The sequence below is a fragment of the Nocardioides sp. Z24_21 genome, assembly GCF_058134345.1.
Genome location: NZ_JBYTTH010000001.1, coordinates 683,444 through 710,091 on the forward strand (window position 1 = coordinate 683,444; position 26,648 = coordinate 710,091).

At 71.8% G+C, this 26,648-nt stretch carries 28 protein-coding genes; 11 read left to right on the forward strand and 17 right to left on the reverse strand.

Features of this window, described 5'->3' with window-relative positions:
* Positions 1-42: 42 nt before the first annotated feature.
* Positions 43-1,179 (reverse strand): galactokinase, encoded by a 1,137-nt coding sequence (galK, locus tag AC3X7Z_RS03345; RefSeq protein WP_489974998.1) that lies wholly within the window; start codon positions 1,177-1,179, stop codon positions 43-45.
* A 157-nt stretch (positions 1,180-1,336) separates the two neighbouring features.
* Here galK and AC3X7Z_RS03350 point away from each other — a divergent pair, with 157 nt between their 5' ends.
* From AC3X7Z_RS03350 to AC3X7Z_RS03365, 4 genes are read left to right on the forward strand one after another with little or no spacing between them, the layout of a single operon-like run.
* Complete coding sequence (locus AC3X7Z_RS03350) at positions 1,337-2,623, forward strand: extracellular solute-binding protein (protein WP_186340526.1); 1,287 nt, start codon at positions 1,337-1,339, stop codon at positions 2,621-2,623.
* Entirely contained in the window at positions 2,620-3,570 is a 951-nt protein-coding gene (locus AC3X7Z_RS03355) for a carbohydrate ABC transporter permease (protein WP_489974999.1), read from the forward strand. The genes AC3X7Z_RS03350 and AC3X7Z_RS03355 overlap by 4 nt, the downstream gene beginning before the upstream one ends.
* Position 3,571: 1 nt before the next feature.
* On the forward strand, positions 3,572-4,411 hold the full coding sequence (locus tag AC3X7Z_RS03360; protein ID WP_186340525.1) for a carbohydrate ABC transporter permease: 840 nt from the start codon (positions 3,572-3,574) through the stop codon (positions 4,409-4,411).
* Between the two features lie 7 nt (positions 4,412-4,418).
* Positions 4,419-5,681, forward strand: coding sequence for an ABC transporter ATP-binding protein (locus AC3X7Z_RS03365; protein WP_489975000.1), 1,263 nt, complete (start codon positions 4,419-4,421; stop codon positions 5,679-5,681).
* An 85-nt stretch (positions 5,682-5,766) separates the two neighbouring features.
* Here AC3X7Z_RS03365 and AC3X7Z_RS03370 read toward each other — a convergent pair whose 3' ends face one another.
* The 3 genes from AC3X7Z_RS03370 to AC3X7Z_RS03380 all read right to left on the reverse strand — a co-directional run bounded on the left by AC3X7Z_RS03370 (position 5,767) and on the right by AC3X7Z_RS03380 (position 8,813).
* The gene (locus tag AC3X7Z_RS03370) at positions 5,767-6,849 is read right to left on the reverse strand and encodes an ABC transporter ATP-binding protein (RefSeq protein ID WP_186340523.1); all 1,083 of its coding nucleotides are present in this window, start codon (positions 6,847-6,849) and stop codon (positions 5,767-5,769) included.
* Positions 6,850-6,995: 146 nt separating this feature from the next.
* Positions 6,996-7,643, reverse strand: a complete 648-nt coding sequence (locus tag AC3X7Z_RS03375) for a DUF1707 SHOCT-like domain-containing protein (RefSeq protein ID WP_489975001.1) — start codon at positions 7,641-7,643, stop codon at positions 6,996-6,998.
* 45 nt (positions 7,644-7,688) lie between these two features.
* Positions 7,689-8,813 carry an NAD(P)-binding domain-containing protein gene (locus AC3X7Z_RS03380; protein ID WP_186340521.1) on the reverse strand — a complete coding sequence of 375 codons (1,125 nt, stop codon included), beginning with the start codon at positions 8,811-8,813 and terminating at the stop codon, positions 7,689-7,691.
* 79 nt (positions 8,814-8,892) lie between these two features.
* Between AC3X7Z_RS03380 and AC3X7Z_RS03385 the strand changes: the two genes are divergently transcribed.
* Complete coding sequence (locus AC3X7Z_RS03385; protein ID WP_489975002.1) at positions 8,893-9,663, forward strand: isocitrate lyase/PEP mutase family protein; 771 nt, start codon at positions 8,893-8,895, stop codon at positions 9,661-9,663.
* A 4-nt stretch (positions 9,664-9,667) separates the two neighbouring features.
* On the opposite strand, the gene AC3X7Z_RS03390 is transcribed toward AC3X7Z_RS03385, so the two are convergent.
* From AC3X7Z_RS03390 to AC3X7Z_RS03405, 4 genes are all read right to left on the reverse strand, one after another.
* The gene (locus AC3X7Z_RS03390; RefSeq protein ID WP_186340519.1) at positions 9,668-10,717 is read right to left on the reverse strand and encodes an ABC transporter ATP-binding protein; all 1,050 of its coding nucleotides are present in this window, start codon (positions 10,715-10,717) and stop codon (positions 9,668-9,670) included.
* Positions 10,714-11,502, reverse strand: a complete 789-nt coding sequence (locus AC3X7Z_RS03395; protein WP_489975003.1) for an ABC transporter permease — start codon at positions 11,500-11,502, stop codon at positions 10,714-10,716. The genes AC3X7Z_RS03390 and AC3X7Z_RS03395 overlap by 4 nt, the downstream gene beginning before the upstream one ends.
* On the reverse strand, positions 11,499-12,260 hold the full coding sequence (locus tag AC3X7Z_RS03400; protein WP_489975004.1) for an ABC transporter permease: 762 nt from the start codon (positions 12,258-12,260) through the stop codon (positions 11,499-11,501). The genes AC3X7Z_RS03395 and AC3X7Z_RS03400 overlap by 4 nt, the downstream gene beginning before the upstream one ends.
* Before the next feature lie 119 nt (positions 12,261-12,379).
* Positions 12,380-13,504 carry an ABC transporter substrate-binding protein gene (locus tag AC3X7Z_RS03405; RefSeq protein WP_186340517.1) on the reverse strand — a complete coding sequence of 375 codons (1,125 nt, stop codon included), beginning with the start codon at positions 13,502-13,504 and terminating at the stop codon, positions 12,380-12,382.
* Between the two features lie 251 nt (positions 13,505-13,755).
* Between AC3X7Z_RS03405 and AC3X7Z_RS03410 the strand changes: the two genes are divergently transcribed.
* Both AC3X7Z_RS03410 and AC3X7Z_RS03415 read left to right on the forward strand, forming a co-directional pair.
* Complete coding sequence (locus AC3X7Z_RS03410) at positions 13,756-14,184, forward strand: PLD nuclease N-terminal domain-containing protein (RefSeq protein WP_489975005.1); 429 nt, start codon at positions 13,756-13,758, stop codon at positions 14,182-14,184.
* 11 nt (positions 14,185-14,195) lie between these two features.
* On the forward strand, positions 14,196-15,890 hold the full coding sequence (locus tag AC3X7Z_RS03415; RefSeq protein ID WP_489975006.1) for a fumarate hydratase: 1,695 nt from the start codon (positions 14,196-14,198) through the stop codon (positions 15,888-15,890).
* Positions 15,891-15,911: 21 nt separating this feature from the next.
* Here the strand turns inward: AC3X7Z_RS03415 and AC3X7Z_RS03420 are convergent, their stop codons facing one another.
* On the reverse strand, positions 15,912-16,790 hold the full coding sequence (locus AC3X7Z_RS03420; RefSeq protein ID WP_489975007.1) for a MerR family transcriptional regulator: 879 nt from the start codon (positions 16,788-16,790) through the stop codon (positions 15,912-15,914).
* Between the two features lie 111 nt (positions 16,791-16,901).
* Here AC3X7Z_RS03420 and AC3X7Z_RS03425 point away from each other — a divergent pair, with 111 nt between their 5' ends.
* Positions 16,902-17,150, forward strand: coding sequence for a hypothetical protein (locus AC3X7Z_RS03425; RefSeq protein WP_186340513.1), 249 nt, complete (start codon positions 16,902-16,904; stop codon positions 17,148-17,150).
* A 4-nt stretch (positions 17,151-17,154) separates the two neighbouring features.
* Here the strand turns inward: AC3X7Z_RS03425 and AC3X7Z_RS03430 are convergent, their stop codons facing one another.
* Positions 17,155-18,024: a MerR family transcriptional regulator gene (locus tag AC3X7Z_RS03430; protein WP_186340512.1), complete on the reverse strand. Its 870-nt coding sequence runs from the start codon at positions 18,022-18,024 to the stop codon at positions 17,155-17,157.
* 139 nt (positions 18,025-18,163) lie between these two features.
* Between AC3X7Z_RS03430 and AC3X7Z_RS03435 the strand changes: the two genes are divergently transcribed.
* Positions 18,164-18,892, forward strand: coding sequence for a spermidine synthase (locus AC3X7Z_RS03435; protein ID WP_489975008.1), 729 nt, complete (start codon positions 18,164-18,166; stop codon positions 18,890-18,892).
* A gap of 26 nt (positions 18,893-18,918) precedes the next feature.
* Here the strand turns inward: AC3X7Z_RS03435 and AC3X7Z_RS03440 are convergent, their stop codons facing one another.
* From AC3X7Z_RS03440 to AC3X7Z_RS03450, 3 genes are all read right to left on the reverse strand, one after another.
* Positions 18,919-20,838 carry a penicillin-binding transpeptidase domain-containing protein gene (locus AC3X7Z_RS03440; RefSeq protein ID WP_489975009.1) on the reverse strand — a complete coding sequence of 640 codons (1,920 nt, stop codon included), beginning with the start codon at positions 20,836-20,838 and terminating at the stop codon, positions 18,919-18,921.
* Positions 20,839-20,947: 109 nt separating this feature from the next.
* Entirely contained in the window at positions 20,948-21,490 is a 543-nt protein-coding gene (locus AC3X7Z_RS03445; RefSeq protein ID WP_186340509.1) for an SRPBCC family protein, read from the reverse strand.
* On the reverse strand, positions 21,487-21,873 hold the full coding sequence (locus AC3X7Z_RS03450) for an ArsR/SmtB family transcription factor (RefSeq protein WP_186340508.1): 387 nt from the start codon (positions 21,871-21,873) through the stop codon (positions 21,487-21,489). The genes AC3X7Z_RS03445 and AC3X7Z_RS03450 overlap by 4 nt, the downstream gene beginning before the upstream one ends.
* Before the next feature lie 93 nt (positions 21,874-21,966).
* Between AC3X7Z_RS03450 and AC3X7Z_RS03455 the strand changes: the two genes are divergently transcribed.
* Positions 21,967-23,358: a class II fumarate hydratase gene (locus AC3X7Z_RS03455; RefSeq protein ID WP_489975010.1), complete on the forward strand. Its 1,392-nt coding sequence runs from the start codon at positions 21,967-21,969 to the stop codon at positions 23,356-23,358.
* 20 nt (positions 23,359-23,378) lie between these two features.
* The gene (locus AC3X7Z_RS03460) at positions 23,379-23,969 is read left to right on the forward strand and encodes a GNAT family N-acetyltransferase (protein WP_489975011.1); all 591 of its coding nucleotides are present in this window, start codon (positions 23,379-23,381) and stop codon (positions 23,967-23,969) included.
* Positions 23,970-23,976: 7 nt separating this feature from the next.
* On the opposite strand, the gene AC3X7Z_RS03465 is transcribed toward AC3X7Z_RS03460, so the two are convergent.
* The 4 genes from AC3X7Z_RS03465 to AC3X7Z_RS03480 form a co-directional block, all read right to left on the reverse strand.
* Positions 23,977-24,297 (reverse strand): hypothetical protein, encoded by a 321-nt coding sequence (locus AC3X7Z_RS03465; protein ID WP_489975012.1) that lies wholly within the window; start codon positions 24,295-24,297, stop codon positions 23,977-23,979.
* 422 nt (positions 24,298-24,719) lie between these two features.
* Positions 24,720-25,751, reverse strand: a complete 1,032-nt coding sequence (locus tag AC3X7Z_RS03470) for a serine hydrolase domain-containing protein (RefSeq protein WP_489975013.1) — start codon at positions 25,749-25,751, stop codon at positions 24,720-24,722.
* Positions 25,748-25,984 carry a hypothetical protein gene (locus tag AC3X7Z_RS03475; RefSeq protein ID WP_489975014.1) on the reverse strand — a complete coding sequence of 79 codons (237 nt, stop codon included), beginning with the start codon at positions 25,982-25,984 and terminating at the stop codon, positions 25,748-25,750. Before AC3X7Z_RS03475 ends, AC3X7Z_RS03470 begins: the two co-directional genes overlap by 4 nt.
* Before the next feature lie 286 nt (positions 25,985-26,270).
* Positions 26,271-26,573, reverse strand: coding sequence for a hypothetical protein (locus AC3X7Z_RS03480; protein ID WP_186340499.1), 303 nt, complete (start codon positions 26,571-26,573; stop codon positions 26,271-26,273).
* Positions 26,574-26,648 lie beyond the last annotated feature (75 nt).

Below are 26,648 nucleotides of genomic sequence, written 5' to 3' on the forward strand. Positions count from 1 at the left end.
GTGTCGGACTCGCCCACCAAGTCGGGTGAGTCTCCCGGAGACTCAGCTGCCAAGGGCCCTACCGCGGACACCGCCGGGGAGGCGGTGGGCGCCGCGGGTGGGCCGGGCGGTGAAGAGGGCGGGCTCGGTGAACGCCGCGTCGGCGAACGCGGCGCGTACGGCGTCGGCGGCGCGCGCGACGTCGGGCCCGGGCACCAGCCCGATCACGCACCCGCCGAACCCGCCGCCGGTCATCCGGGCGCCCAGCGCGCCTGCGTCGAGCAGCGCGTCCACCGCCGTGTCGACCTCGGGCACCGTGATCTGGAAGTCGTCGCGCATCGAGGCGTGCGAGGCGGTCAGCAGGGGGCCGATGTCGGCGAGGCGGTCGTCGTCGAGCAGCCGCACCACCGAGAGCACCCGGTCGTCCTCGGTGACGACGTGGCGCACGTAGCGGCGCAGCTCGGCGTCGTCGAGGCGGGCGAGCGCGTCGTCGAGGTCGTCGACGGCGACGTCGCGCAGCGCGGGCACGCCGAGCCGGCGGGCGGCCTCCTCACAGCCGCGCCGGCGGGCGCCGTACTCGCCGTCGGAGTGGCGGTGGGGCGCGCGGGTGTCTGCCACGAGGACCGCCAGCCCCTGGCCGGCGAGGTCCAGCGGCACCGGGCGGGTGTCGTGGCTGCGCATGTCGCAGAAGAGGGCGTGCCCCTCCTGCCCGCGCAGGCTCACCAGCTGGTCCATCCCGCCCGTCGGCGCGCCCACGGCGTCGTTCTCGACGTCGCGGGTCAACGCGAAGAGGGCGTCGTCGTCGAGCCCGAGGCCGAGCTGGTCGTCGACGGCCCGGGCGACCGAGCACACCAGCGCCGCCGACGAGGACAGCCCCGCCCCGGTCGGCACGTCGGAGTCCACCTCGATCGCGAGCGGGGGGACGTCGACCCCGCGGTCGGTGAGCAGCCACAGCCCGCCGAGGACGTAGCGCGACCAGTCCGGCACCTCGGGGGCGTCTCCCAGGCCGGTGCGGGGCACCGTGACGGGCTGCGCCTCCTGCGCCGAGCGCACCCGCCACCCGTCGTCGCCGGACGCGCCCGCCGTCACCGTCGCGGTGCAGCCCACCTCGAGGGCGAAGGGTAGGACGAACCCGTCGTTGTAGTCGGTGTGCTCACCGACCAGGTTGATGCGCCCCGGGGCGCGCCACACCGACGTCATGTCGTTCCCCTTCCCCACCCTGCCCCAAGGAGTGGGATCTGTTGCCAAATGGGTCGTGGGCCACTAGACCAGAGACTCAGACTAGGCATGAGGAGGGGCGCGGATGTCACGAGCATCGTCGATCCGGCAACGAGGTCGGCCCAGGCCGATACGGAGAGTGGCATCGCTCGCCGCCCTCGCCCTCGCGGGCGGGCTGCTGTCCGCCTGTGGCGGCGACAGCGGGAAGGCGACGCTCAACTGGTACGTCAACCCCGACGGCGTGGACACGTTCCGCACCTGGGCGGAGAAGTGCAGCACCGACCAGTACGACATCGAGGTCCAGCAGCTGCCCTCCAGCGCGACCGACCAGCGCACCCAGCTGGCGCGGCGCCTCGCGGCCGAGGACTCCTCGACCGACATCATGAACCTCGACCCGGTCTTCGTCGCCGAGTTCGCCAACGCGGGCTGGCTGCAGGAGGTCCCCGAGGAGCTCGCCACCGAGATCACCGACGGCGGCGACTACCTCGAGGGCGCGGCCGACACGGTGGTGTGGGACGACACGGTCTACGCGATCCCGCTCTGGGCCAACACGCAGGTCCTCTGGTACCGCAAGTCGATGGCGGAGGCCGCCGGCCTCGACATGGACAAGCCGGTCACCTGGGACCAGATCATCGACGCGGCCGCCAAGGAGGGCGGCACCGTCGGCGTGCAGGCCAACCGCTACGAGGCCTACGTCGTGTGGATCAACGCCCTCATGCAGGGCGCGGGCGGCGCCATCATCACCGACACCGAGGCCGGCCGCGACGCGACCGTCGAGCTCGACACCGATGCCGGGCGCGAGGCCGCGGCGATCATCGAGAAGCTCGCCAAGAGCTCCGCCGCGCAGCCGGACCTCACCGTGTCCAACGAGGGCACCAGCCTCGGCCAGATGTTCCCGGCCGACGGGCCGGGCGAGTTCATGGTCAACTGGACGTTCGTCTACGCCAACTACAAGGGCCTGATCGGCAAGCCGGGCGGCCCCGCCGACGAGCAGGAGTTCGAGGACCTCGGGTGGGCGCGCTACCCCGAGACCGTCGAGGGCGAGCCGTCCAAGCCGCCGATCGGTGGCATCGACATCGGCGTCGGCGCCTACTCCGAGCACCCCGACTGGGCCATGGAGGCCGCGCAGTGCATCACCTCCACCGACGTCCAGGTCGATCTCGCCATCAACGACGGCCTGATGCCGTCGACCAACACGGCCTACGACGAGGTGGTGGCCAGCGGGGAGTTCCCCGAGAGCCTCATCGAGCTCTACCGCACGAGCGTGGACGAGGGCGGGCCGAGGCCGAAGAGTCCCTTCTACAGCCAGATCTCCAGCGCCGTGCAGTCGGTCTGGCACTCACCGACGTCGGTCAACCCTGACTCGACACCCCGGGAGTCGGAGAAGTTCCTGTCCGACGTCCTCGCCGGAAGGAGCCTGCTGTGACGCACACGACCGTGGCGCCCGACGACAAGCGTGACGTGCGGCGGGCCGAGAAGGCCGCCGCCAGCGACCGGTTCAAGGCGGAGAACAGCCTCGGGATGAAGCTGGTCGCGCCGGCCATCGTCCTGATGCTGCTGGTGACCGCGTTCCCGATGCTGCGCGCGATCTACCTCAGCCTCTTCAACTACAGCCTGACCGCCCCCGACGACCGCGAGTTCATCGGGCTCTCCAACTACTGGACCGCCCTGACCGACTCGCTGTTCTGGGAGACGACGCTCAACACCGTCTTCATCATGGTCGTGACCGTCGCGTTCGAGCTGGTGATCGGCTTCGCCTTCGCTATGGTGATGCACCGCGTGATCTTCGCGCGCGGCATCATCCGCACCTCCATCCTCATCCCCTACGGCATCATCACCGTCGTCTCGGGCTTCGCGTGGCAGTTCGCGTTCAGCAACAACAACGGCTTCGTCAACGAGTGGCTGCCCTTCGTCGAGGACGGCTTCAACTGGTTCGGCCAGTACGGCTCGGCGATGGCGGCGATCATGGTCTCGGAGATCTGGAAGACCACGCCGTTCATGTCGCTGCTCCTGCTCGCCGGGCTGGCACAGGTGTCGGAGGACATGCTCGAGGCCGCCAAGGTCGACGGAGCGACCTGGTGGCAGCGGCTGTGGAAGGTGATCCTGCCCAACATGCGCTCGGCGATCATGGTGGCGGTGCTCTTCCGCGCCCTCGACGCCTACCGCATCTTCGACAACATCTACGTCATGACGGCGGGCGCGCAGGGCACCGAGTCGATCTCGTTCCTCACCTACCGCCAGGTGATCGAGCAGTTCCAGCTGGGCATCGGCTCGGCGTTGTCGGTGCTGCTGTTCCTCTCGGTGCTGCTGATCGCCTTCCTCATCGTCAAGATCTTCCGCGTCGACCTCGCCGCGGCCCGACAGGAGGGATGACATGTCCGCGAAGAACAAGGTCGGCGTGGTCGTCGGCGCCATCCTCATCCTGGTGTGGTGCCTGCTCCCGGTCGCGTGGATCATCTCGCTGTCGTTCAAGAGCCAGGCGTCCATCACCAACGGCAGCCCGGGCTTCCTGCCCGCCGAGGGCGGCGGCGCGGGATGGCAGAACTACCGCGACGTGCTGGCCGACGACCAGTTCCTGCGCGCCATCCTCAACTCCGTCGGCATCTCGCTGATCGCGACGCTGCTGTCGGTCATCATCGCCACGCTCGCCGCCTACGCCATCGCCCGCCTGGAGTTCACCGGCAAGAAGTTCGTGCTGACGCTCGCCCTGGTGATCGCGATGTTCCCGGTGGTGTCGCTGGTCGGGCCGCTGTTCGACATGTGGCGCACCTTCGGCATCTACGACACCTGGCCGGGGCTGATCATCCCCTACATGTCGTTCACGCTGCCGCTGGCGATCTGGACCCTGTCGGCCTTCTTCCGCGAGATCCCGTGGGAGATGGAGCAGGCCGCCCAGGTCGACGGCGCGACCTCGTGGCAGGCGTTCCGCAAGGTGATCGTCCCGCTCGCCGCCCCCGGTGTGTTCACCGCGGCGATCCTGACGTTCTTCTTCGCCTGGAACGACTTCGTCTTCGGGATCTCGCTCACCTCGACCGAAGCCGCACGACCGATCCCGGCGGCCCTGTCGTTCTTCGTCGGGTCCGACCCGTTCAACCGGCCGGCGTCGCTGCTGGCCGCGGGGGCCGTCGTCTCGACGATCCCGATCATCGTCATCGTCCTGCTGTTCCAGCGCAAGATCGTCGCCGGCCTCACCTCCGGCGCAGTGAAGGGGTGATCAGCTCATGGCTGGCATTCAGATGAAGAACATCGTCAAGGAGTACGGCGACGGCTTCCCGGCCGTCAACGACGTGAGCATCGACGTGGACGACGGGGAGTTCCTGATCCTCGTCGGCCCCTCGGGCTGCGGCAAGTCCACCCTGCTCCGGATGATCGTGGGACTCGAGGACATCACCTCCGGCGACATGATCATCGGCGACAAGCGGGTCAACGACCTCGCCCCGCGCGAGCGCAACCTGGCGATGGTGTTCCAGAACTACGCCCTCTACCCGCACCTCACCGTCTACGAGAACATCGCGTTCCCGCTGCGGCTGGCCGGGAAGTCCGACGCCGAGGTCGACGAGAAGGTCCGCGCGGCGTCCAAGACGCTGGAGCTCGACGAGCACCTCGAGCGCAAGCCGGGCAACCTGTCGGGCGGTCAGCGCCAGCGCGTCGCCATGGGCCGCGCGATCGTCCGCGACGCCGAGGCGTTCCTCTTCGACGAGCCGCTGTCCAACCTCGACGCCAAGCTGCGCGGCCAGATGCGCACGGAGATCTCGCGCCTGCAGAAGCGGCTGGGGATCACCACGGTCTACGTCACCCACGACCAGACCGAGGCGATGACGCTGGGCGACCGGGTCGCGGTGCTCAAGCGGGGCGTGCTCCAGCAGCACGCGACGCCGCGCGAGCTCTACGAGAACCCCGCCAACCTCTTCGTCGCGGGGTTCATCGGCTCGCCGCCGATGAACTTCCTGCCGGCGAAGGTCGACGGCAACCGGGTGGAGCTGCCCTTCGGCACCGTGACGGTCCCCGAGGACCGGGCCACGCGCGCGCAGGGCAAGGGCCTGCTCATCGCCGGCATCCGCCCCGACCACTTCGAGGACGCCAGCGTCGTCGACAGCGACAAGGTGACCGACGAGGCGACGTTCAAGGCCACCGTCGACGTGGTGGAGTGGCTCGGCAACGAGGCCTACGCCTACATCCCCTTCGAGGCGCCGCCGGAGGTGCGCGAGCAGCTCGCCCAGCTCGAGAAGGACCTCGACGGCGAGTCGCTGCGCACCCAGCTGGTGGTCTCCCTCGACGGCTCGAGCCGGATCCAGGAGGGCGACGAGGCGACGATCTGGGTCGACGCCCGCAAGATCCACCTCTTCGACCCGGCCACCGGCGAGAACCTCACCATGGACGCCGAGCACGCCGGCATCATCCCGGGCGAGAACGCGATGGCGAAGGCGGAGCAGGTCGGGGAAGCGCAGGACGACGTGCAGCCCACTGCCGACCCCGCCACCTGAGCACGTCGGACCGAGCACGACAGAGCACGACAGAGGCCCCGGGAGCAGCGCTCCCGGGGCCTCCGTCGTTGGTCGGACTGGCCCGTCAGTCGGAGAGCCGCTCCCCCGACTCGGTGTCGAACACGTGCACGTGCTGGGGGTCGGTCGTGACGTGGAGCATCTCCCCCTTCTGCGGGTGCTGGCGCCCGCTCAGGCGGACGATCACGTTGGAGGGCGTGCCCTCCACGTCGCAGGTGCCGTAGACGAAGCTGTCGGCCCCGAGCTCCTCGACGACCGTCACCTTGACGGGAAGGCCGCCGTCGGCGGCGCCGACCAGGCGCCAGCTCTCCGGGCGGACCCCGACGGTGACGCGGCCCGACATCTTGCGCTCGGCGGCCGGGTCGACCGGAACGGTGTAGCCGCCGACCTTGACGTCGCCGTCGACCGCCACGCCCTCCATCAGGTTCATCTGGGGCGAGCCGATGAAGCCGGCGACGAACAGGTTGACCGGCTTGTCGTAGAGCGCGAGCGGGGTGTCGACCTGCTGGAGCACCCCCAGCTTCATCACCGCGACCCGGTCGCCCATCGTCATCGCCTCGACCTGGTCGTGGGTGACGTAGACCGTCGTCACGCCGAGGTCCTGCTGCAGCCGGGCGATGTCGGTGCGGGTCTGCACGCGCATCTTCGCGTCGAGGTTGGACAGCGGCTCGTCCATGCAGAAGACCTGCGGTGCGCGGACGATCGCGCGACCCATGGCGACGCGCTGGCGCTGACCGCCGGAGAGCGCCTTGGGCTTGCGCTGGAGGAACTCGGTGAGGCCGAGGAGCTCCGCGGCCTTCGCCACGCGCTCCTTGCGCTCGGCCGCGGGCACCTTGGCCATCTTGAGCGAGAACGCCATGTTCTCCTCGACCGACATGTGCGGGTAGAGCGCGTAGTTCTGGAAGACCATCGCGATGTCACGGTCCTTGGGCGGGACGGTGGTGACCTCACGGTCGCCGATGTAGATGTGCCCCTCGTTGACCTCCTCCAGCCCGGCGAGCATCCGCAGGGTGGTGGACTTGCCGCAGCCCGAGGGGCCGACGAGCACCATGAACTCGCCGTCCTTGATCTCGAGGTCGATGCCGGGCACGGCCGGCTCGTCGGTGCCGGGATACCAGCGCTGCGCCTTCTCGAACGTCACTGATGCCATTTTCTGCTCCTTCACCGGCAGGTACGTGCCGGACGATCCGTAGTGAAGTGACCCGGGTCACAGTAGGGGCCGGAGCAGGGTGGGGCAATCGAGCGTCCACGGGCGCTGCCCGCGGGCGTCGAGCGGCCGGGACGCGGCCGGGCGGCTCAGTAGGTGCCGAGGTACTTCTTCGGCGTGCCCGGGGCGGGCTGGCGCTGCACGGTGACCGAGCCCATCAGCGCCATGCCGCGCACCCGCACGATCGGCGAGCCCGGGCCGAGCTCGGCGGGCACCTTGTCCTTGGCCTGGCTGAACTCGCCCATGATCGGGGTGCCGTCGAGCACGACGTGCATGTCGGCGGGGACGATCACCTTGACCTCCCCCATGATCGCGCTGGCGTTGATGAGGGTCTCGTGGGCCGAGAGCTGGGCCTGCCGCAGGTCGATGACGACGGCACCCATCAGCGCGAACGCGCTGTGGTGCTCGGGCACCGCCCAGACCCCCTGGCGCGCGGTCTCGCTCATGATCGCGACCGAGGAGTTGTGGCCGACCGCGGGCAGCCCCGGATCCGGTCGGCGCACCGGGGACGCGGCGGCGTGCGGCGCCGGACCGGGCGCCTGCAGGTCGAGGGTGATCGGCACGAGCTCGCCGTAGGTCTTGGCCTGCCAGGTCAGCTCCAGGCGCTCCTCGAGCTCGTCGAGGTCGAGGCGACCGTCGCCGGCCGCGTCCCGCAGCACGTCGGCGACGCGCTGGCGGTCGGCGTCGGAGATGCGCATCTGCGACGGGTCGTGCGGGCGGTTCTCTAGCTCCCCCATGGGGCCAGCCTAGCGAGGTCGCGGCGCACCGACCCGTGACGGGCGTCAGGCCGCGACCGAGCCCAGGTGCCGCGACACCGCGAGCGCCGCCTGCCGGCCGGCTCGCGAGACGCCCAGCGTGCTGGCGGACGGCCCGTAGCCGACGAGCTGCACGCGCGGGTCACGTGCGGCCGTGGTCGCCGCCTGCACGTTGCCGGGCACGGGGACGAGCGCGATCCCGCCCGACGACGAGCGCAGGCCGAGCGGTGCCAGGTGGTCGACGGCGGGCCGGAACCCGGTCGCCCAGATGATCGCGTCGACGCGCTCGAACCGCCCGTCGGCCCACCGCACGCCGTCGGGCTCGATCCGCTCGAACATCGGCAGCCGGTCGTAGGCCCCGAGCCGGGCCGCCTCCTGCTCCTGGGGGCGCACCAGCAGCCCGGTCACGCTGACCACGCTCGCCGGCGGCAGCCCGCGGCGTACGCGGTCCTCGACGGCGGTCACGGCCGCGAGCCCGGCAGCGGAGTCGAAGTCGTCCTCGCGCCACACGGGCGGGCGACGGGTCACCCACAGCGTGTCGGTCACCGGTGCCAGCTCGCCGAGGTGCTGGACGGCCGACGCGCCGCCGCCGACGACCAGGACGCGCCGGCCGCGGAAGTGCTCGGCAGCGGGGTAGCGGGCGGTGTGCACCTGCTCGCCGCGGAACGAGGCGGCGCCCGGGTAGTAGGGCACGAACGGACGCGTCCAGGTGCCCGTGGCGTTGACCAGGGTGCGGGTGCGCCACACGCGCTCCCCCGCGTGCACCACCAGCAGCCCGCCCTCGCTGTCGACGCGGTCGACGCGGACGGGACGCACGACGGGCAGGTGGTGCCAGCGCTCGTAGCCGTCGAAGTAGTCGGGGACGACGAGGTTGGCCGCGCGGTCCGAGCCGTCGGGCGCGCTCGAGCCGGGGAGGTCGGACACCCCGTGCACGTCGCGCATGGTCAGCGACGCCCAGCGGTGCTGCCAGGCGCCGCCGGGCTGCGGGTTGGCGTCGAGGACGAGGTGGTCGATGCCGCGCCCGCGCAGGAAGTAGGACGTGGCGAGACCGGCCTGGCCGGCGCCGATCACGACCGCATCGAGCACCGGACCGGGCTCGACTCCGGCCTTCAGGACGGGCTCGGGGACGCGCGCGGTGTCAGGAGCCTGCATGCCGGGTGAACGCCCGCGGGCGCGAACCTATGCCCCCGCAGGCCTGTGCCGGGAGGCCCGCGCGTGGCAACCTCGGGGCATGGCCTCCGTCCCCGCCCTCGCCACCCGGCTCCTCGAGCTCCACCACACCGGCACGACGCTGGTCCTGCCCAACGTCTGGGACGCCTGGTCCGCGACGGTCGTCGCCGGCGCCGGCTTCGAGGCGCTGAGCATCGGCAGCCACCCGCTGGCCGACTCGCGCGGCCAGGGCGACAACGAGGACATGACGCTCGACGACGCCCTCGACGGCGTACGCCGCATCTGCGCGGCCGTGCCCGACGTGCCGGTCACCGCCGACATGGAGGCCGGCTACGGCGCCGAGCCCTCCGAGCTGGTCGAGCGGCTGCTCGAGGCCGGAGCGGTCGGGCTCAACATCGAGGACACCGTCCACTCCGAGGGCGGGCGGATGCGGTCGGTCGCCGAGCACGCCGACTACATCGGCGGCCTGCGCCAGGCCGCCGACGCCGCGGGCGTCGACCTCGTCATCAACGCACGCACCGACGCGTTCGTCGCCAAGGGCCGGTTCGACGACCCGGTCGCCGAGGCGATCACCCGGCTGCTGGCGTGCGAGGAGGCCGGCTCGCGCTGCAGCTATCCGGTCGCCGCGCCCGACGCCGACTCGCTGCGTCGCATCCTCGACGCGCTGTCCGGCCCGGTCAACGTGATCGCCGACCCACGACAGGGCTCTGCCGCGGGCTCGCTGGAGGACCTGCAGGCGATGGGCGTGCACCGGGTGACGTTCGGACCGCTGCTGCAGAAGGCACTGGCCCCCGACCTCGCCGCGCTGGTGACCCCCTGGAAGCAGCGCTGACGGCTCAGGCCACCACGAGCACCGCGGTGGGCGCGATGTCGAGGCGCACCGCGTCGCCCGGCGAGAGCCGCAGGGCGTCGGAGCTGGCGAGCTGGGCGACCACGTCGGTGCCGTCGGCCAGGGTGCAGGTGACCCGCGACGTGGCCCCGAGGAACATCACGGTCGCGACCCGGGCGTGACCGTCCGCGTCGGCGACCACCGAGACCGACTCGGGCCGCACCAGGGCGAGGCCGCGGTCGGTGGCCGATCCCGGCAGCACCGGCACGTCGTGGCCCAGCACCGAGGCGACCCCGGCGCGCACCTCGGCGGGGAGGCGGTTGCTGAGGCCGACGAACTCGCCGACGAACGGGGTCGCCGGCGCCTCGTAGAGCTCGGCCGGGGGCGCGATCTGCTCGAGCCGGCCGGCGTTGATGACCCCGACCCGGTCGGCGACGGCGAGCGCCTCCTCCTGGTCGTGGGTGACGAACAGGGTGGTGGTGCCGACCTCGATCTGCACGCGCCGGATCTCGTCGCGCAGCTGCACGCGCACCTTGGCGTCGAGGGCCGAGAGCGGCTCGTCGAGGAGCAGCACGGACGGCTCGACGGCCAGGGCGCGGGCCAGGGCGACGCGCTGCTGCTGGCCGCCGGAGAGCTGGTGGGCGTAGCGGTCGGCGTGCTCGGAGAGCCCGACGAGCTCGAGCATCTCCCCGGCCCGCGCCCGCCGCGTCGCGCTGTCGCGACCGCGGAGCTTGAGCCCGAAGGCCACGTTGTCCATGACCGTCATGTGGGGGAACAGGCTGTAGGCCTGGAACACCATCCCCATGTCGCGCTTGTTGGCCGGCACCCGGGTCAGGTCGCGACCGCCGACCGACACGGTGCCGGACGTCGGCTGGTCGAGCCCGGCGAGGATCCGCAGGGCCGTGGTCTTGCCGCACCCCGACGGGCCGAGGAGCGCGACCAGCTCCCCCGGCGCGAGGTGCAGGGTCAGCCCGTCGAGCGCCCGCACCGCGCCGTAGACGCGGGTCAGGTCGGACAGCTCGACGGCGAGACCCCGCTCGCCCGGGTGGTCGCTCATGAAGAGGCTCCTTGCTTGTGCCGGTCGCGGCCGAGGAACGTGAGCCCGACGAGGAGCAGGGCCACGAGGATCATGGAGGCGAGCGCGGCGGCCATCGCGGCCGGCCCGTTGTTCTTGTAGAGCGCGGCCATCGCGACCGGCAGGGTGTCGAAGTGCAGCAGCGAGGCGAAGACGTACTCGCCGAGCACGAGGGCCACGGAGATGAACGCCGCCCCCAGGACGCCGCCGGTGATGTTGGGCAGCACGATGCGCACGATGACGGTGAACCACCCCGCGCCCAGCGAGCGCGCCGCCTCGGCGAGGGTGGCGACGTCGATCGCCGACAGGGCGGCGTCGATCGCCCGGTAGGAGTAGGGCAGCACGAGCACCACGTAGGCGAACGTCAGCACCAGCGGGGAGTCGCCCAGCAGGTAGGTCACCCACGAGTAGACGTTGCTGATGCCGACCACGATCACCAGCGCCGGGATGGTCAGCGGCAGCAGGCACAGGAACTCGATCAACCGGCGGGCGCGCGGCACGCGCAGGCGCACCCACACCATCGTGGGGACCAGGATGGCGACCATCAGCACCACGGTGAACAGCGCCAGCAGCAGCGAGGCGATGATCGAGGAGCGCAGGTCCTCGTCGGTGAACATGAAGCGCCAGTTGTCCCACGTGCGCCCCGGCGCGCTGCCGCGCACCTGGGTGGAGAAGTCGAACATCGCGAGCAGCGGGACGAGGAAGTAGGCCGCGAACGCCACCAGCAGGACGGCGCGGGCGGTCCGGAAGCTCCGGGTGGGGGTCATCGCATCCACCTCGACGTCCGGCGCAGCAGGAGGTTGTAGGCCACCATCACCAGGGTCACCACGACGATCATCTCCAGCGCCAGCGCGAACCCGACGTTGGCCTGGCCGAGGAGCACCTCGCTCGTGATCGCCTGGCGGATGAGCAGCGGCAGGATCGGCTGGCCCTGGCTGACCAGCACGGCCGCCGTGGCGTAGGCCGCGAAGGCGTTGGCGAACAGCAGCAGCAGCGCGCCGAGGAAGGCCGGGGTGAGCAGCGGGAGCGCGACGTGGCGCCAGTAGTCCCAGGTGCTCGCGCCGAGGTTGACCGCCGCCTCACGCCACTGGGGACGCAGCCCCTCGAAGGCGGGGGCGAAGACGATCACCATGAGCGGGATCTGGAAGTAGGCGTAGACGACGACCAGGCCGGGCAGTGCGAAGAGCCAGCCCGAACCGTAGAGGTTGGCGCCGGCGAGCTCGAGCACCGCCTTGGTCACCACGCCCACGGGTCCGATGGTCGCGATCCAGGCGAACGCGAGGACCACCCCGCCGAACTGCGCGAGGACACCGCTGACCGCGAGCGTGGCGCGGCGCAGCAGGCTCTGCGGGGGCATCGAGACCACGAGGTAGGCCAGCAGCGCGCCGAGCACGGCGCCGATCAGCGCCGTCGACGCCGCGAGGATCAGCGATCCCCGCAGCGCGGTGAGCGCGGCGTCGCTGGTCAGCGCGTCCAGGTTGCCCAGCGTCGGGCGGCCGTCCCCGTCCTGGAAGGCGCCGACCACCACGGTCAGCGTCGGGATGACCAGGAAGATCAGGACGAAGACGAGGAACGGCAGCAGCGCGAGGGCCGGGCCGACGGAGAACCGTCGGGCCCGGCCTGCTCCGGTGACCGCCGCCGTGCTCAGCGGATGGCCTTGGACCAGTTCGCTGCGAGGTACTCGCCGGCGGCCTCCGTCTGGGCGTTGGTGGGGATCACCGGGTCGCCGGTGACCTCCGGTAGGGCGTCCCACAGCTCGGCGTCGATCGTGCCGTCCTCGGCCATCTGCTCACCGCGCACCGGGCGGGCACCCCCCGCGAGCCACAGGTTCTGGCCCTCGTCGCTGTAGAGGAACTCCTGCCACAGGCGGGCTGCGGCCGGGTGGGGCGCGTCGGCGTTGATGGCCTGGAAGTAGTAGCCCGCGATGACCGCCTCCGACGGGACGACGGTCTTCCAGGTGTCGACGTTGGCCGCCGCGGCCGCACCGAGGTAGTCCCAGTCGATGACGACCGGCGTCGTGCCCTGCTCGATGGTGGTCGAGTCGGGGTCGACGGTGAGGAAGTTGCCGGCCTTCTTGAGGTCGGCGAAGAAGTCGACACCCGGTGCGATGTCGTCGGCGGACCCGCCGTTGGCGACGGCCGCCATCATCACGCCGCTGAACGCGGCGCCGGCCTGCGTCGGGTCGCCGTTGAGCGCGACCTTGCCCTTGAACTCGGGCTTGAGCAGGTCGGCCACCGACGTCACGTCGGGGACGACCGCCGAGTCGTAGCCGATCGACATGTAGCCGCCGTAGTCGTTGACCCACGCCCCGTCCGGGTCCTTGAACTCGTCGGGGATGTCGTCCCAGGTGTCCACCTTGTAGGGCGCGAACATGTCGGTGTTGGCCAGGGCGACGGACTGGCCGAGGTCGAAGACGTCGGGCGCGCGCTCAGTGCCCTTGAGGTCGTTGGCCGCGTTGATCTCGTCCTGCGAGGCCGCGTCGGGCTGGGCGGAGTTGACGTCGATGTCGTACTTGTCCTCGAACGTCGAGATGATCTCGCCGTAGTTGGCCCAGTCGGGCGGCAGCGCGATCACGTTGAGCTCGCCCTCGTCCTGGGCGGCCTTGACGAGCTCCTCCATCCCACCGAAGTCCTCGGCGGTGGTGGCCGACGACGCGTCGACCCCGCTCTCGGTGGTGGTGTCGTTGTCCTTCTCCGGCGCGGCGCAGGCCGCGAGCGAGACGAGGGTGGCCGTCGCGGTGAGCGAGGCGAGCATCGTGCGGGTGTTCATCTGACCTCCAGGGGAGCGACTGCTGCGGGTCGGGGGGATGTCTCGCGCGCGAAGCCTCGTCGATCCCGTCCATTCGGAGGCTACCCCCGAATGGACGGGGCGCGTCCGGGGGGTGAGCACCTGTCGGGACGCCGCGCCGGTGCGGCAGGCGATCTGCATGCCCGCGCGTGCCCTCGCGCTACTCTCCCGACACGCCGGGTCGCGTCCCGTCGTCCGCGGCCCCGGCAGGGCCCACCTGCGGGGGTCCTGACGTGCGGATCGTGCTGTACCTCGTGCCTGTGGTGCTGACCGTCTACTGCCTCATCGAGGCGATCTCGAGCCGCGACGACGAGGTGCGCCACCTCCCCAAGCTGGGGTGGATCCTCCTCGTGCTGTTCTTCCCCTTCGTGGGCTCGATCGCCTGGCTCGTCGCGGGACGGCCCCAGCGCCGGCCGCGACCACGGGGCCCCCACGAGGGCAGCGCACGCGCGTTCCCGGAGTACGACCGGCCCGGGCGCTACGCCGCGTCCGACCCCGCTGCCGACGAGGCCTTCCTCAAGCGGGTGCGAGAGCGCGCGGAGGAGCAGCGCCGGATCGCGCGGGAGCAGAAGGAGCGGGAGGCGGCGGCAGAGGAGGCGGCGCGACCGGTGACGCCGCCGGACGCCGAGGCCGGATCGGGCGAGGAGCCCGACCGGGCGTAGCATCTGCGGCCGTGAGCGCCGCCGACTTCCACTACTCCGACCTCCTCCCCACCGCCGGGTCCAACGGCGCGCCGGCCACTCCCTACCGGCTGGTGACCACCGAGGGCGTGTCGACGGTCGAGGTCGGGGGGCGGACGTTCCTCCAGGTCGAGCCCGAGGCGATCCGGCGGCTCACCGAGGAGGCGATGCACGACATCAGCCACTACCTCCGGCCCGGCCACCTCGCCCAGCTGCGCAGGATCATCGACGACCCGGAGGCCTCGGGCAACGACCGCTTCGTCGCCCTCGACCTGCTCAAGAACGTCAACATCTCCGCCGGCGGCGTGCTGCCGATGTGCCAGGACACCGGCACCGCGATCGTGATGGGCAAGAAGTCCGAGGGCGTGCTCACCGGTGCCGACGACGGCGAGGCGATCAGTCGGGGCGTGTACGACGCCTACACCCGGCTCAACCTCCGCTACTCCCAGCTCGCGCCGCTGACGACGTTCGAGGAGAAGAACACCGGCACCAACCTGCCGGCGCAGATCGAGCTCTACTCCACCCCCGCGCAGGACGTGCCGGAGTACAAGTTCCTCTTCATGGCCAAGGGCGGCGGGTCGGCCAACAAGTCGTTCCTGTTCCAGGAGACCAAAGCAGTCCTCAACCCGACGCGCCTGATGGAGTTCCTCGACGAGAAGATCCGCTCGCTCGGCACCGCCGCGTGCCCGCCCTACCACCTCGCCGTCGTCATCGGCGGCACCAGCGCGGAGTTCGCCCTCAAGACCGCCAAGTACGCGTCCGCGCACTACCTCGACGACCTGCCGACCGAGGGCTCGATGAGCGCCCACGGCATCCGCGACGTCGAGCTCGAGGAGAAGGTCTTCGAGCTCACGCAGTCCTTCGGCATCGGCGCCCAGTTCGGCGGGAAGTACTTCTGCCACGACGTGCGCGTGGTGCGGCTGCCGCGCCACGGCGCCTCGTGCCCGGTCGCCATCGCCGTGTCGTGCTCGGCCGACCGGCAGGCACTCGGCAAGATCACGCCCGAGGGCGTCTTCCTCGAGCAGCTCGAGACCGACCCGGCGCAGTACATGCCGGACGCCGGGATGGCCCACGACATCGAGGGCGGGGCGGTCGTCCCGATCGACCTCAACCGGCCGATGCCCGACATCCTCGCCGAGCTGACGAAGCACCCGGTGAAGACGCGGCTCTCGCTGACCGGGCCGCTCGTCGTGGCGCGCGACATCGCGCACGCCAAGATCAAGGAGCGCCTCGACGCCGGCGAGGAGATGCCGGCCTACCTCAAGGACCACCCCGTCTACTACGCCGGACCGGCCAAGACGCCCGAGGGGATGCCGTCGGGCTCCTTCGGCCCGACCACCGCGGGGCGGATGGACTCCTACGTCGAGCAGTTCCAGGCGGCGGGCGGCTCGATGGTGATGCTGGCGAAGGGCAACCGGTCCAAGCAGGTCACCGACGCCTGCGGCACCCACGGCGGCTTCTACCTCGGCTCGATCGGCGGTCCGGCCGCGCGGCTCGCGCAGGACTGCATCCGGTCGGTCGAGGTCGTGGAGTACGAGGAGCTCGGCATGGAGGCGGTGTGGAAGATCGAGGTCGAGGACTTCCCCGCGTTCATCGTCGTCGACGACAAGGGCAACGACTTCTTCACCGACCCGTCCGGGACGGTGACCGTGCCCGTCTCGGGGATCCGCGTCCGCTCCGCCCAGTAGGCGCGAGCAGCCCCGGCGAGCTCAGTCGGCGAGCTCAGCCGGTGAGCCGGTGAGCCGGTCGGCGAGGCGGGCGGCCGCCTCCCCGATCCGGTGCCCGAGGGCGTCGGCGCCCTCGACGCGCGACTGGTGGGCACCGCCGAGCAGCACCGGGGCGATCGGGCGGATCGCCTGCGCCGCCTCGCGGACCGCCGGGAGGTCCTCCACGGTCGGCACGGCCAGCACCACGGCGTCGGGCAGCAGCGCGCGGACCGTGTCGATCCAGCTCTCCACCGGCAGGTCGGCACCGAGGTAGGTGACGTGGACGCCCCGGCTGCGCAGCACCATCGCGAAGGCCATGATGCCGAGCTCGTGGCGCGAGCCGCGGGCCAGGCCGACCATCACGTGGGGTGCATCGGGAGCGGGGTGCGGGAACTGGTGGAAGGCCTGCGCGAGCCGGCGCAGCACGGCCCCGCTGACGAAGTGCTCACCGGCGACGCCGACCGTACCCCGCTGCCACGCCTCGCCGAGGCGTACGAGGGACGGCATCAGCCACTCGTCGACCGCGACGGCGAGGTCGGCCTCGGCGAACGCCTTGGCGAGCATGCCCTCGAGCCGCACCACGTCGAAGTCCTCGCCGCACGAGGCGAGGTCGTCGATCCGCGTGAGCGGCGATCCCTCCGGCCCGGCCGGGGTCGTCGAGCGGTCCGGCTCGGCGAGCACGCGTCCCGCCGCCTCCCGCGGCGACCACCCGGAGTCCACGAGGTCGCGCATCACCGACAGGCGGCGGACCGCCTCGTCGTCGTAGAGGCGGTAGTTGCCCTCGGTGCGTGCCGGTGCCACCACGCCGTATCTCTGCTCCCACTTGCGCAGGGTCTCGCGTGGCACTCCGGTGAGCTGGGCGGTGCGTCCGACGGTGTACACACCCCGAGGGTAGCGAACTTTGGACAAACTGTGGACAAGGTTCTAGTCTCGGCATCACCACCACCAGTGGACAAACTGTGGACAAGCCGCAGGGGTGCCCCAGGAGGCCCGATGACGACGATGGCGATCACTGCACGGCCCTCCCCCCGGCCCGGCCTGCGTCGCCGCGACCGCACCGGCCGGCGCCTGCGCGTCATCGGGGTCACGGTCCTTGCCGCGGCGGCCCTCGGCTCCGTCCTCAGCGCCTCGCCGGCGGCGACCGACGCCCCGGCGACCGACACCGCGTGCCGGATGGACATCGTGGGCAGCTACTGGTTCAGCAGCGGGTGCGCGGACGAGTCGGGGCGCACGGCGCGCTGACGCGTCAGCTCACCGCGCCGAGGCGGGTGGCGAGCGCCGCCGCGGCCGCGCCGGCGGCGTGGCCCAGGTGCTCCCCGCCCGCGACCCGGTCCTGGAAGGCGCCGCCGAGCAGCACGTCGGTGAGGGGCGCGAGGGCGCGGACCGCCTCGCGGACGGCCGGGAGGTCCTCGAGCGTCGGCGCCGCCAGCACGGCCGCCGCGGGCCGGACGAGGCTGACGGCGCTCACCCACGCCTCGAGCGGGAGGTCGGCGCCGAGGTAGGTCACCGCGACGCCGCGCGAGCGGAGCACCGTGGCGAACGCGAGGACGCCGATCTCGTGGCGCGACCCGCGCGCGAGGCCGACGACGACGCGCGGGCCACCGCTGGGCGCGGGGGCCACCGACTGGAAGGCGAGCGCGAGGCGGCGGTGCACGGCACCGGTCACGAAGTGCTCCCCCGCGACCGAGACGAAGCCGCGCTGCCACGCCTTGCCGAGGTGGACCAGCGACGGCAGCAGCCAGTCGTCGACCACCGACACCACGTCGTTGTCACCGAAGCTCTCCTCGAGCAGGCGCTCGAGCCGGGGCTCGTCGAAGTCCTGGGCGCAGCCGAGGAGCGTCTCGAAGCGCTCCTCGTACGGCGGCTCCTGCGGTCGTACGACCTCCGCCTCGGCCGCGCTCGCGCTCTCCACCACGTGGCGGGCGGCCTCCTGCGCGCTCCACCCGGCGTCGACGAGGCTGCGCATGACGCTGAGCCGACGCACCGCCTCGTCGTCGTAGAGGCGGTAGTTGCTCGGCGATCGCAGGGGCACGACCACCCCGTAGCGCTGCTCCCACTTGCGGAGGGTGCCGGTCGACACCCCCGTCAGCTCTGCGGTGCGCCCCACGGTGTACACGGAGCCACCGTAGACGCGGACCGGGCGGCCGGGCGTCATTTCACCCAGCGTCTCGCCGCGGCGACCGTCCGGGCCCTGCCTCCGCGGCCGACCGGCAGCCCACTTCCATCGGCGCGGGCACGGTTGGCAGGATGGCGCCATGGCCGGCCCCCTCAGTCCCGAGAGCACGAGCACCGGGATCCCCGAGAGCCCCGAGAGCTCCGAGAGCCCCGAGATCGCCCGGGCGGAGTCGGCCCGCGGGGAGGTCGTGCTGCGGCGGCGCAGCTCCGGCGCCGGGGCCGACGTCATCGAGCTGCGGGTCAACGGCGTCTTCGTGATGGACACGCTGGAGACGACCAGCGAGATCGAGCTCGCCGCCCAGGCCCTCGACCTCGTCGAGCAGCCGGCCTCGGTGCTGGTGGGCGGGCTCGGGCTGGGCTTCACGCTCCAGCGGGTGCTCGCCGACACGCGGGTCGAGCGCGCGGTGGTGGTGGAGATCGAGGAGTCGCTGATCCGGTGGATGCGCGACGGGACGGTGCCGCACGGGCCCGCGCTGCTCGCCGACACCCGCGCGACCGTGGTCAACGCCGACATCGCGATGGCGATCGCCGAGGCCCGCTCGACCTACGACCTGGTGCTGCTCGACGTCGACAACGGGCCCGGCTACCTCGTGCACGAGCGCAACGAGGCGGTCTACGAGGAGGAGTTCCTCCAGCGGTGTCGCGCCGTGCTGTCGCCCGGAGGCGTGCTGGTCGTGTGGTCGGCGAGCGCCGCCCCCGAGCTGCTCGCCGCGCTGCGCACGGTGTTCGGCGCCGCCGAGGAGCAGGCCCACGACGTGCTGCTCCAGGACCGGCCCGAGGAGTACTTCCTCTACCTCGCGCACCGCTGAGCCGGCGCGCCGCGCGGCGGGCAGGCTCAGCGCAGGAACGCCTCGAGCAGCGGACCCGCGGTCTGGGAGCCGGAGACGCCGGTCTCGACGAACACCGCGACGGCGAGGTCACCGCGCGTCGCGATCATCCACGCGTGCGTCGGCAGCTCGCCCGACGCGTCCGGCTCGCCGTGCTCGGCCGTGCCGGTCTTGGCACCCACCCGGCCCGGCACGTCCTGGAGGAAGCGCCCCGACCCGGCGGTCACCACGCTGCGCATCAGCCGGCGCAGGGCCCCCGCCTCGCCGCCGGTGAGCGGCCGCTCGGGGGCGACCTGGTCGACCTCGTGGTCGGGCAGCAGGACCGGCAGCACCGCCCGTCCGGCCTGCACCGACGCGGCGACGGTGGCCATGGCGAAGGGACTGGCCAGGACCGTCCCCTGGCCGATCATGTCGGCGGCGGCCCCGGTCTCGGTCTCGGGCGGCGGCACCTGGCCGAAGTAGACCGGGAAGCCGAGGTCGTGGTCGGTGCCGAGGCCGAGCGCTCCGGCCGCAGCCGCCAGCTCACCCTCGGCCACCCGGTCGGCGTTGCCGATCAGCGCGGTGTTGCACGACTGGGCGATCGCCTGGGTGAGGGTGATGTCGCCCAGCGCGGCGGCCGGGTAGTCGTCGTAGTTGGTGAACGAGCGGCCGTCGACGACGGTCGAGGCCGGGCACGAGACCACGTCGCCCACACCCATCCCGCTGCGCAGCAGGGCGAGCGCGGTCACCACCTTGAAGGTGGAGCCGGGCGCGTACTGCCCCGTCATGGCCAGGTCGGCGCCGCCCGCCCCGGCCCCGTTGGCGCTCGCGAGCACCGCGCCGTCCGAGGGACGGATCGCGACGAGCGCCGTCGCCGGGGCCTGGTCGCCGAGGTCGCCGAGGACGTCCTCCGCCTTCTGTTGCAGCGCGGGGTCGAGGGTGGTCGCGAGGTCGGCCCCGTCGGTGGGCGCGACCTCGACGAGGGTGCGCAGCCGGTCGTCGGCGTCGCGGGCCACGATGGCCGTGCCGGGGACGCCCCGCAGCTGCTCGTCGTAGCGGGCCTGGAGCCCGGACAGGCCGACCTCGTCGCCGGCGGCGATGCGGCCGCCGGACTCCTCGACGAGCTCGGCGGTGGCCGGACCGACCCGCCCCAGCAGGGCCGCGGCGAACTCGCGGGTCGGGGCGAGCGGCAGCGTGTCGCGCACGGCGAGCGCACCGCGGATGTCGGCGAAGGCGGGCAGCACGTCGAGGGCGTCGTCCTCGCGCAGCACCACCGCCTCGACGAAGGCCTCCGGCCCCATCGCCTCCGCCCGCTCGACGAACGAGGCCGCGTCGACGTCGAGCACGCGGGCGATCCGGCGCGCACTGCGAGCGACCTGCGGTCCGCTGACCTTGGTCTTGTCGAGCCCGTAGCGCAGGACCGGTCGCTCGGTGACCAGCACCTGACCCTCGGCGCCGGTGATGTCGCCCCGGCTCGGCGGCAGGGTCCGCAACCCGAGGGTGTCGCCGTCGGCGAGGTCGGGGGCGAGCGCCCCCGGCGACCAGTCGACCACCCACCCGCTCCCCTCGCGTACGAGCGTGGCGGTGGTGTCGTACTCCCACGACTCGGCGTCGGTGAGCTCCCACCGCCACGCCAGGGTGGCGGTGGCGGTGACGCGGTCCTCGCCGGAGGCGGCGTCGCCCTCGACCTGCTCGTCCTCCTCGACGGCGGCGACCCGCACCGCGACGGGCACCTCGTCGAGCGGGGCCACCAGCTCGGCGAACGTCGCCCGGTCGGCCTCGTCGGTCAGCGGCACCTCCCCCAGCGAGTGTCCGGCGAGGGCGGCGGCGAGGTCGCCGGCCACGCCCTCCGGGGGATCGGCATCGTCGCCGCCGAGCACGGAGCAGGCCGAGGCGGCGACGAGCACGACGGCCGTCGCGCAGACGGACCCGAGGCGCAGTGGACGCATCGGACCATGCTGGCGAGCCGGGGCGCCGGAGCCAAGCCGCAACGCCGGGTCGGGCGGGACCAAGCCCGCTCAAGCGGGGTCAGGCACGCTCAAGCGGGATCAGGCACGCTCAGGTGAAGAGCCGCCGGTAGTGCGAGGACCCGCCGACGTAGGCCTCCCAGTCGACGGCGCCCACCGGGTCGCCGGACAGCGCGGCCCCCAGCCGGTCGAGGTAGTACTCCCAGCCCGGGCCCACGCTCGCGGCCATGTCGACGCGCGGCCCTCCGGGATCCAGCACCTGGACGAACCGGAGGGACGTGACGCCGTCGGCCTCCGTCAGCTCGAGCTCGAGCTCCCAGTGGGCCGTGTCCCCCGAGCCGTCCTCGCTGAAGGGCTGCGGGTCCCGGCCCCGTGCCACGAAGCGGCGCGGCGGCTCGCACACCAGCACGTCCCACTCCTCGCCCGCGACGTCGTCGCCCTCCGCGGTCATCCAGAACGTCACCGGACCGGCAGCCGGGTCGCCGCGCCACGTCCCGATCCACCGCTCCATGCGGGTCGGGTCGGTGCAGGCCGCCCACACGTCGTCGACGGGGGCCCGGAACTCCCGCTCGATCACGAGCAGGGTGCTCCCGTCGCGCTCCTCGCGCCGGCCGGTCATCACGGTGCTGCTCATGCGGTGTCCTCCTGCTGTGGGGTGGATGTGCCGGTCGCGGCATCGCCCGCCCGGCGGTCGCGTCCGGCGCGGCGGACCTCGAGGTCGAGCCCGTCGAACGCCGACTGGGCGAACCGCGGCGGCGGCGCGCCGGTGGGGTCGAGCGCCGCCAGCCACTCGGTGACGGCGGCCAGCCCGTCGGGCCGGAGGCGGTAGTGCCGCTCGCGCCCCCGGTCCTCGGCCTCCACCAAGCCCGCCTCGCCGAGCACCCGGAGGTGGCGGCTGATGGCCGGCCGGCTGACGTCGCGGCCGGCAGCCAGGTCGACCACCCGCGACGGCCCGTGCGACAACCGGGCCACGAGGTCGCGGCGCAGGGGGTCGGCGAGGGCGACGAACGGGTCCATGCCTCTATTGGTAACTGTTGGGTTACCAATTCGTCAAGGACCCCCCACCCCTCGCCCGTCGCTAGAACCCGGCGAACTGGGTACGGTCGGGCCGTGAGCGAGACACGCACCGAGCACGACTCCATGGGCGAGGTCGAAGTGCCTCGCGACGCCCTGTGGCGGGCCCAGACGCAGCGCGCGATCGAGAACTTCCCGATCAGCGGCCTGACGCTCCAGCCCCGGCACGTGCAGGCGCTGGCCCACGTGAAGGCCGCCGCCGCCACGGCCAACGCCGCGCTCAGCGTCGTACGCCCCGAGCAGGCAGAGGCCATCGTCGCGGCCGCCGACGCCATCGTCGCCGGCACGCACGACGCCGAGTTCCCCATCGACGTCTTCCAGACCGGGTCGGGCACCAGCTCCAACATGAACGCCAACGAGGTGATCGCGACCCTGGCCTCCCGCGCGGGCGTCGACGTGCACCCCAACGACCACGTCAACGCCTCGCAGAGCAGCAACGACACGTTCCCGACCAGCATCCACGTCGCGGCGACCCTCGCCGTCGTCGACGACCTGCTCCCCGCGCTCGACCGGCTGGCGACGTCGTTCGAGGGCAAGGCCGAGGAGTTCGCCGACGCGGTGAAGTCCGGGCGCACCCACCTGATGGACGCCACGCCCGTCACCCTCGGGCAGGAGATGGGGGCCTACGCCGCCACCCTGCGCCTGGGCGTCGAGCGCCTCGAGGCGGTGCTCCCCCGGGTGCGCGAGCTACCGCTCGGCGGCACCGCCGTCGGCACCGGCATCAACACCCCCGCCGCCTTCGCCGAGCGCGCGATCGCCGCGCTCAGCGACCGGACCGGGCAGGAGTTCACCGAGGCGCGCGACCACTTCGAGGCGCAGGGCACGCGCGACTCGCTGGTCGAGCTGTCCGGCGTGCTGCGCACCGTCGCCGTGGGCCTGACCAAGATCTGCAACGACCTGCGCTGGATGTCGTCCGGCCCCACCACGGGCCTCGCGGAGATCCGCCTCCCCGACCTCCAACCCGGGTCGAGCATCATGCCGGGCAAGGTCAACCCGGTGCTGCCCGAGGCGACGCTGATGGTCTGCGCGCGGGTCGTCGGCAACGACGCGACCGTCGCCTGGGCCGGGGCGTCGGGCAGCTTCGAGCTCAACGTGATGATGCCCGTCATGGCGCACGCGCTGCTCGAGTCGATCCACGTGCTGTCCACCTCGACGGTCCTGCTCGCCGAGCGGTGCGTCGACGGCATCACCGCCGACACCGAGCGGATGCGGCGCTACGCCGAGTCGTCACCCTCGGTGGTGACCCCACTCAACGCCCACCTCGGCTACGAGCAGGCGGCCAAGGTCGCCAAGAAGGCGCTCGCCGACGGGGCGACCATCCGGGAGACGGTCATCGCGATGGGCTACATCGAGCGCGGCGACCTGACCGAGGAGCAGCTCGATGCCGCCCTCGACGTCGAGTCGATGACCGGACGCCGATCGTCCTGATCTCGTCCTACCGTCACCGGATGAGCGACGACACGACGTACGAGGTCCGTCCCCTCACGCCGGAGACCTGGCCCGCCTTCGAGGCGCTGGTCGAGCGGCACAACGGCATCTTCGGCGGCTGCTGGTGCATCTGGTTCCATCCCGACGGCCCCGAGCGCGGCCAGGGGGCCGAGGCCAATCGCGCGCTCAAGAGGTCCTACGTCGAACGGGGCGAGGCGCACGCCGCGCTGGTCCTCGACGGCGACGAGGCGATCGCGTGGGCGGAGTACGGCACGCCGCTCGAGCTGCCCAGCCTCCACCACCGCAAGCAGTACGACGCCGAGAAGACCACCGATCCCGACTGGCGCATCACCTGCGTCTTCGTCGACCGCCGCCACCGCCGGCTCGGCGTCAGCGAGGTCGCGATCCGTGGGGCGCTGGACCTCATCGCCGAGGCGGGCGGCGGGGTCGTGGAGGCGTACCCCCACGACCTCACCGAGCAGACCAAGAAGATGTCGTCGTCGTTCCTCTACAACGGCACCCGGCGACTCTACGAACGGCTCGGGTTCGCCTACGACCGGCCCAAGGGACTCAAGAACTGCGTGATGTCGACCGTGGTGCGCCCCGCCTGACGCGTGCTCAGGGGTGTCCGGCCTCGCCCCCGACGGTCTCCTCGAGCACCGTGGCGAGGTCGTGGGGCGGCTGCTCGCGCAGCCGCAGCGCCAGCAGCGCCGCCGCCCAGACCAGCACGGCGGAGACCACGAGGCCGGCGTGCAGGCCGCTCGTGAACGCCTCGGCCGCCTGCGGCAGGCCGGGGATCGGGACTCCGGCCGACGCGGCCTCCTCCGTCCCGGCGGGCGCGGCGGTGCCGTGCAGCGAGGTCGACACCTTGCCGGCCACGACGGCCGACAGCACGGCGGTGCCCAGTGCGCCTCCGAGCTGGATGCAGGTGGTCTGCACGCCGCCAACGGCAGCGGCTGTGGCCTTGGTCGCACGAGCGACGGGCCTGTGGCCGCGGGCAGGCGGTGCGGATCAGGCGGTGCGGCGGCGAGGCTGCGCACACAAGCCGAGCCCACGGCGTTCTGTCGCCACCAGGACGACTCTCAGGGACCCGGGTTCGTCGGTTGGTCATTGCCCCGCAGCAGGAGCGCCCCGCTGATCGCAGCTGTGACTACCCCGATCAGCTGCACGATCTGGCCCAAGGCCACATCGGCACCGTTGCGGCCGAGCAGATTGTCGAAACCTGAGACCGAGCGGTGGCCTGTCGCTGTCAGTCCGAACGTCAGGGGGCGCGGCCGGTCCGACCCACCACCCCTGCGCCAGTGCGGCGACCTGACAGGACTTTCGGCACGGTGTGACGTTGACCATCTGGGACCGGTCGATCAGGCGACGGCGGCGACCGGGACGGTGTTGGGGCCTGGCCCGGAGTCGATGATCTGTTTGAGCAGATTAAGGCCGGGACGGTCCACGGATCGGTTGTTGGCGTTGAGGATGACGACCGCGGCGTGGTGTTCAGGAGCGATGGCCAGCAGGCTGCGGTAGCCGCCGGTGCCGCCGTTGTGGAACATGACTCGATGCTCGCTGCGGGGCGGGGTGGCTGCGATCCAGCCGGGATGGATCGCAGCTCTCGCGTTGATGCGGTGGGAAGTGGCCCGGTTGAGAGCGATGGCTTCCGCGAGCTCGTCAGGTGCTGAACCGAGGTGAGCACGCGCGAACTTGAGCAGATCGGGCACAGTGGAGTGCAGACCACCGGCGCCGGCGAGGGCGCCCAGGTGCCAAGGTGGGCGTGGGCGTCCCAGGCGGGAGTGGCCGGTTGCCAGTCGGGCCGTCCCTTCGGCGTCGAGCACCACGCGGGTATCGCTCATGCCCAGGGGCCGGCAGATCTCGCCCTGAATGAGGGTGTCGTAGTCGGTACCGATGTGGCGTGCCAGAACAAGTCCCAGTAAGCCGGCACCGAGGTTGGAGTAGTGAACGCGGACACCGGGCACCGATCGCAAACGGGTGCGCCGCAGTCCGTCCATCAGGAACTCGCCGGTGCATCCGGCGTAGGGATCTGATCGGAAGAGCCCCCGCGCCAGGAGTCCTTTGGGCAGGCCTGGAAGGCCAGAAGTGTGGGAGGCCAGGTGCCTCAGCCTGATGACCTCGCCGCCGCGTTCTGGGGCCGTGATGTCGCGCGGCAGAAGGTCGTTCAGCGGTTGGTCAAGTTCCACGACACCGCGCACGACGAGCCGGGCCAACGCAAGGGCGGTGAACGTCTTGGTGACGGAACCGATCTCGAACTGCGTGCCGGGATCTGCGCCGTGCACTGCCGACTGCCCGTGGTGTAACGCCCCCACCATGACGACCCCCCGCTGTGTGGCGCCGAGGCGTTCCGCTGATCGTCCCGCCAGATCATCGAGGAGCGAGTTCGTCACCGTCCTGCCTCCGTCCGCCCGAACAGGCGTCGGCCGCCGTACTTCTTGTGAACGGCCTGCTTCGTCACACCGAGCGCTTCAGCGATCTGCGTCCACGTGGTCCCTGACACCCGAGCGCGGTGCACCAGGACTTCCTCCTGTCCCTCCAGTCGGCGGCGCAGCGCGGTTGTATCGCGCAGGGCTTGGAGCGGATCAGCGTTCTCGGTGATGCGGGCAAGATCGACCTCTGTCATGCGGTCAACCGTAGTTGACTTCTCCCGTGATAGTCAACTCATGTTGACGCAACAGACGCCACTCTGCAGGGCAGCGGTCATGCGTCGAACTCTAGGTCGGCAAGCCGTTCTACGACGCGAGCGCAGCCCCGACGGGATCGTGCCGAGCTCTTGGCGCGTCGAACGCGCCCCACTGCACCTGGGGACGCGAACGCTGGCGGCCACCCCGCTCGCCCGGCGCCCTCATCTCGGCAGATCCGCACGCTCATCGCGGCAGATCCGGGCGTCTGGGCAAGTGATGTAGTGACTACGCGCCGCCCTCAGCATCTTCGTCGTCGGTCATCTCGAACGATCGGAGGGCATCGGGATCGTAGTCATCACTTGCCTGCAGCCCCAGGGCGGCGAGTGCCTCCGACGAGGGCAGTACATCGTCAAAGATCCCGACCGGGTGGCTCGGTTCCTCAGGCGTCCACAGCACCCCGTCGAGACGCCCGGCGCGCATTAGTTCCTCCACTGTGGCCCGGGCGAGACCGGTGCTTCGGCAGAAGTCCTCGATCCGCAACATGCCGCGACCACTGATAAGCGGCTTGGGACCTGAGGGCTCATCCATGGACGCAGCATGGCACCGTCAACCGCTCATCGGCAGATCCGCGCATGTCAGCGGCAGACCCCGGACGTTCTCCGT

Coding starts and splice junctions, on each gene's coding strand:
- AC3X7Z_RS03475 (WP_489975014.1), bottom strand. CDS start 25,984: ATGACAGAGGTCGATCTTGCCCGCATCACCGAGAACGCTGATCCGCTC.
- AC3X7Z_RS03450 (WP_186340508.1), bottom strand. CDS start 21,873: ATGGACCCGTTCGTCGCCCTCGCCGACCCCCTGCGCCGCGACCTCGTG.
- AC3X7Z_RS03405 (WP_186340517.1), bottom strand. CDS start 13,504: ATGAACACCCGCACGATGCTCGCCTCGCTCACCGCGACGGCCACCCTC.
- AC3X7Z_RS03480 (WP_186340499.1), bottom strand. CDS start 26,573: ATGGATGAGCCCTCAGGTCCCAAGCCGCTTATCAGTGGTCGCGGCATG.
- AC3X7Z_RS03390 (WP_186340519.1), bottom strand. CDS start 10,717: ATGAGCGACCACCCGGGCGAGCGGGGTCTCGCCGTCGAGCTGTCCGAC.
- AC3X7Z_RS03445 (WP_186340509.1), bottom strand. CDS start 21,490: ATGAGCAGCACCGTGATGACCGGCCGGCGCGAGGAGCGCGACGGGAGC.
- AC3X7Z_RS03460 (WP_489975011.1), top strand. CDS start 23,379: ATGAGCGACGACACGACGTACGAGGTCCGTCCCCTCACGCCGGAGACC.
- AC3X7Z_RS03365 (WP_489975000.1), top strand. CDS start 4,419: ATGGCTGGCATTCAGATGAAGAACATCGTCAAGGAGTACGGCGACGGC.
- AC3X7Z_RS03375 (WP_489975001.1), bottom strand. CDS start 7,643: ATGGGGGAGCTAGAGAACCGCCCGCACGACCCGTCGCAGATGCGCATC.
- AC3X7Z_RS03370 (WP_186340523.1), bottom strand. CDS start 6,849: ATGGCATCAGTGACGTTCGAGAAGGCGCAGCGCTGGTATCCCGGCACC.
- AC3X7Z_RS03380 (WP_186340521.1), bottom strand. CDS start 8,813: ATGCAGGCTCCTGACACCGCGCGCGTCCCCGAGCCCGTCCTGAAGGCC.
- AC3X7Z_RS03385 (WP_489975002.1), top strand. CDS start 8,893: ATGGCCTCCGTCCCCGCCCTCGCCACCCGGCTCCTCGAGCTCCACCAC.
- AC3X7Z_RS03440 (WP_489975009.1), bottom strand. CDS start 20,838: ATGCGTCCACTGCGCCTCGGGTCCGTCTGCGCGACGGCCGTCGTGCTC.
- galK (WP_489974998.1), bottom strand. CDS start 1,179: ATGACGTCGGTGTGGCGCGCCCCGGGGCGCATCAACCTGGTCGGTGAG.
- AC3X7Z_RS03395 (WP_489975003.1), bottom strand. CDS start 11,502: ATGACCCCCACCCGGAGCTTCCGGACCGCCCGCGCCGTCCTGCTGGTG.
- AC3X7Z_RS03360 (WP_186340525.1), top strand. CDS start 3,572: ATGTCCGCGAAGAACAAGGTCGGCGTGGTCGTCGGCGCCATCCTCATC.
- AC3X7Z_RS03425 (WP_186340513.1), top strand. CDS start 16,902: ATGACGACGATGGCGATCACTGCACGGCCCTCCCCCCGGCCCGGCCTG.
- AC3X7Z_RS03435 (WP_489975008.1), top strand. CDS start 18,164: ATGGCCGGCCCCCTCAGTCCCGAGAGCACGAGCACCGGGATCCCCGAG.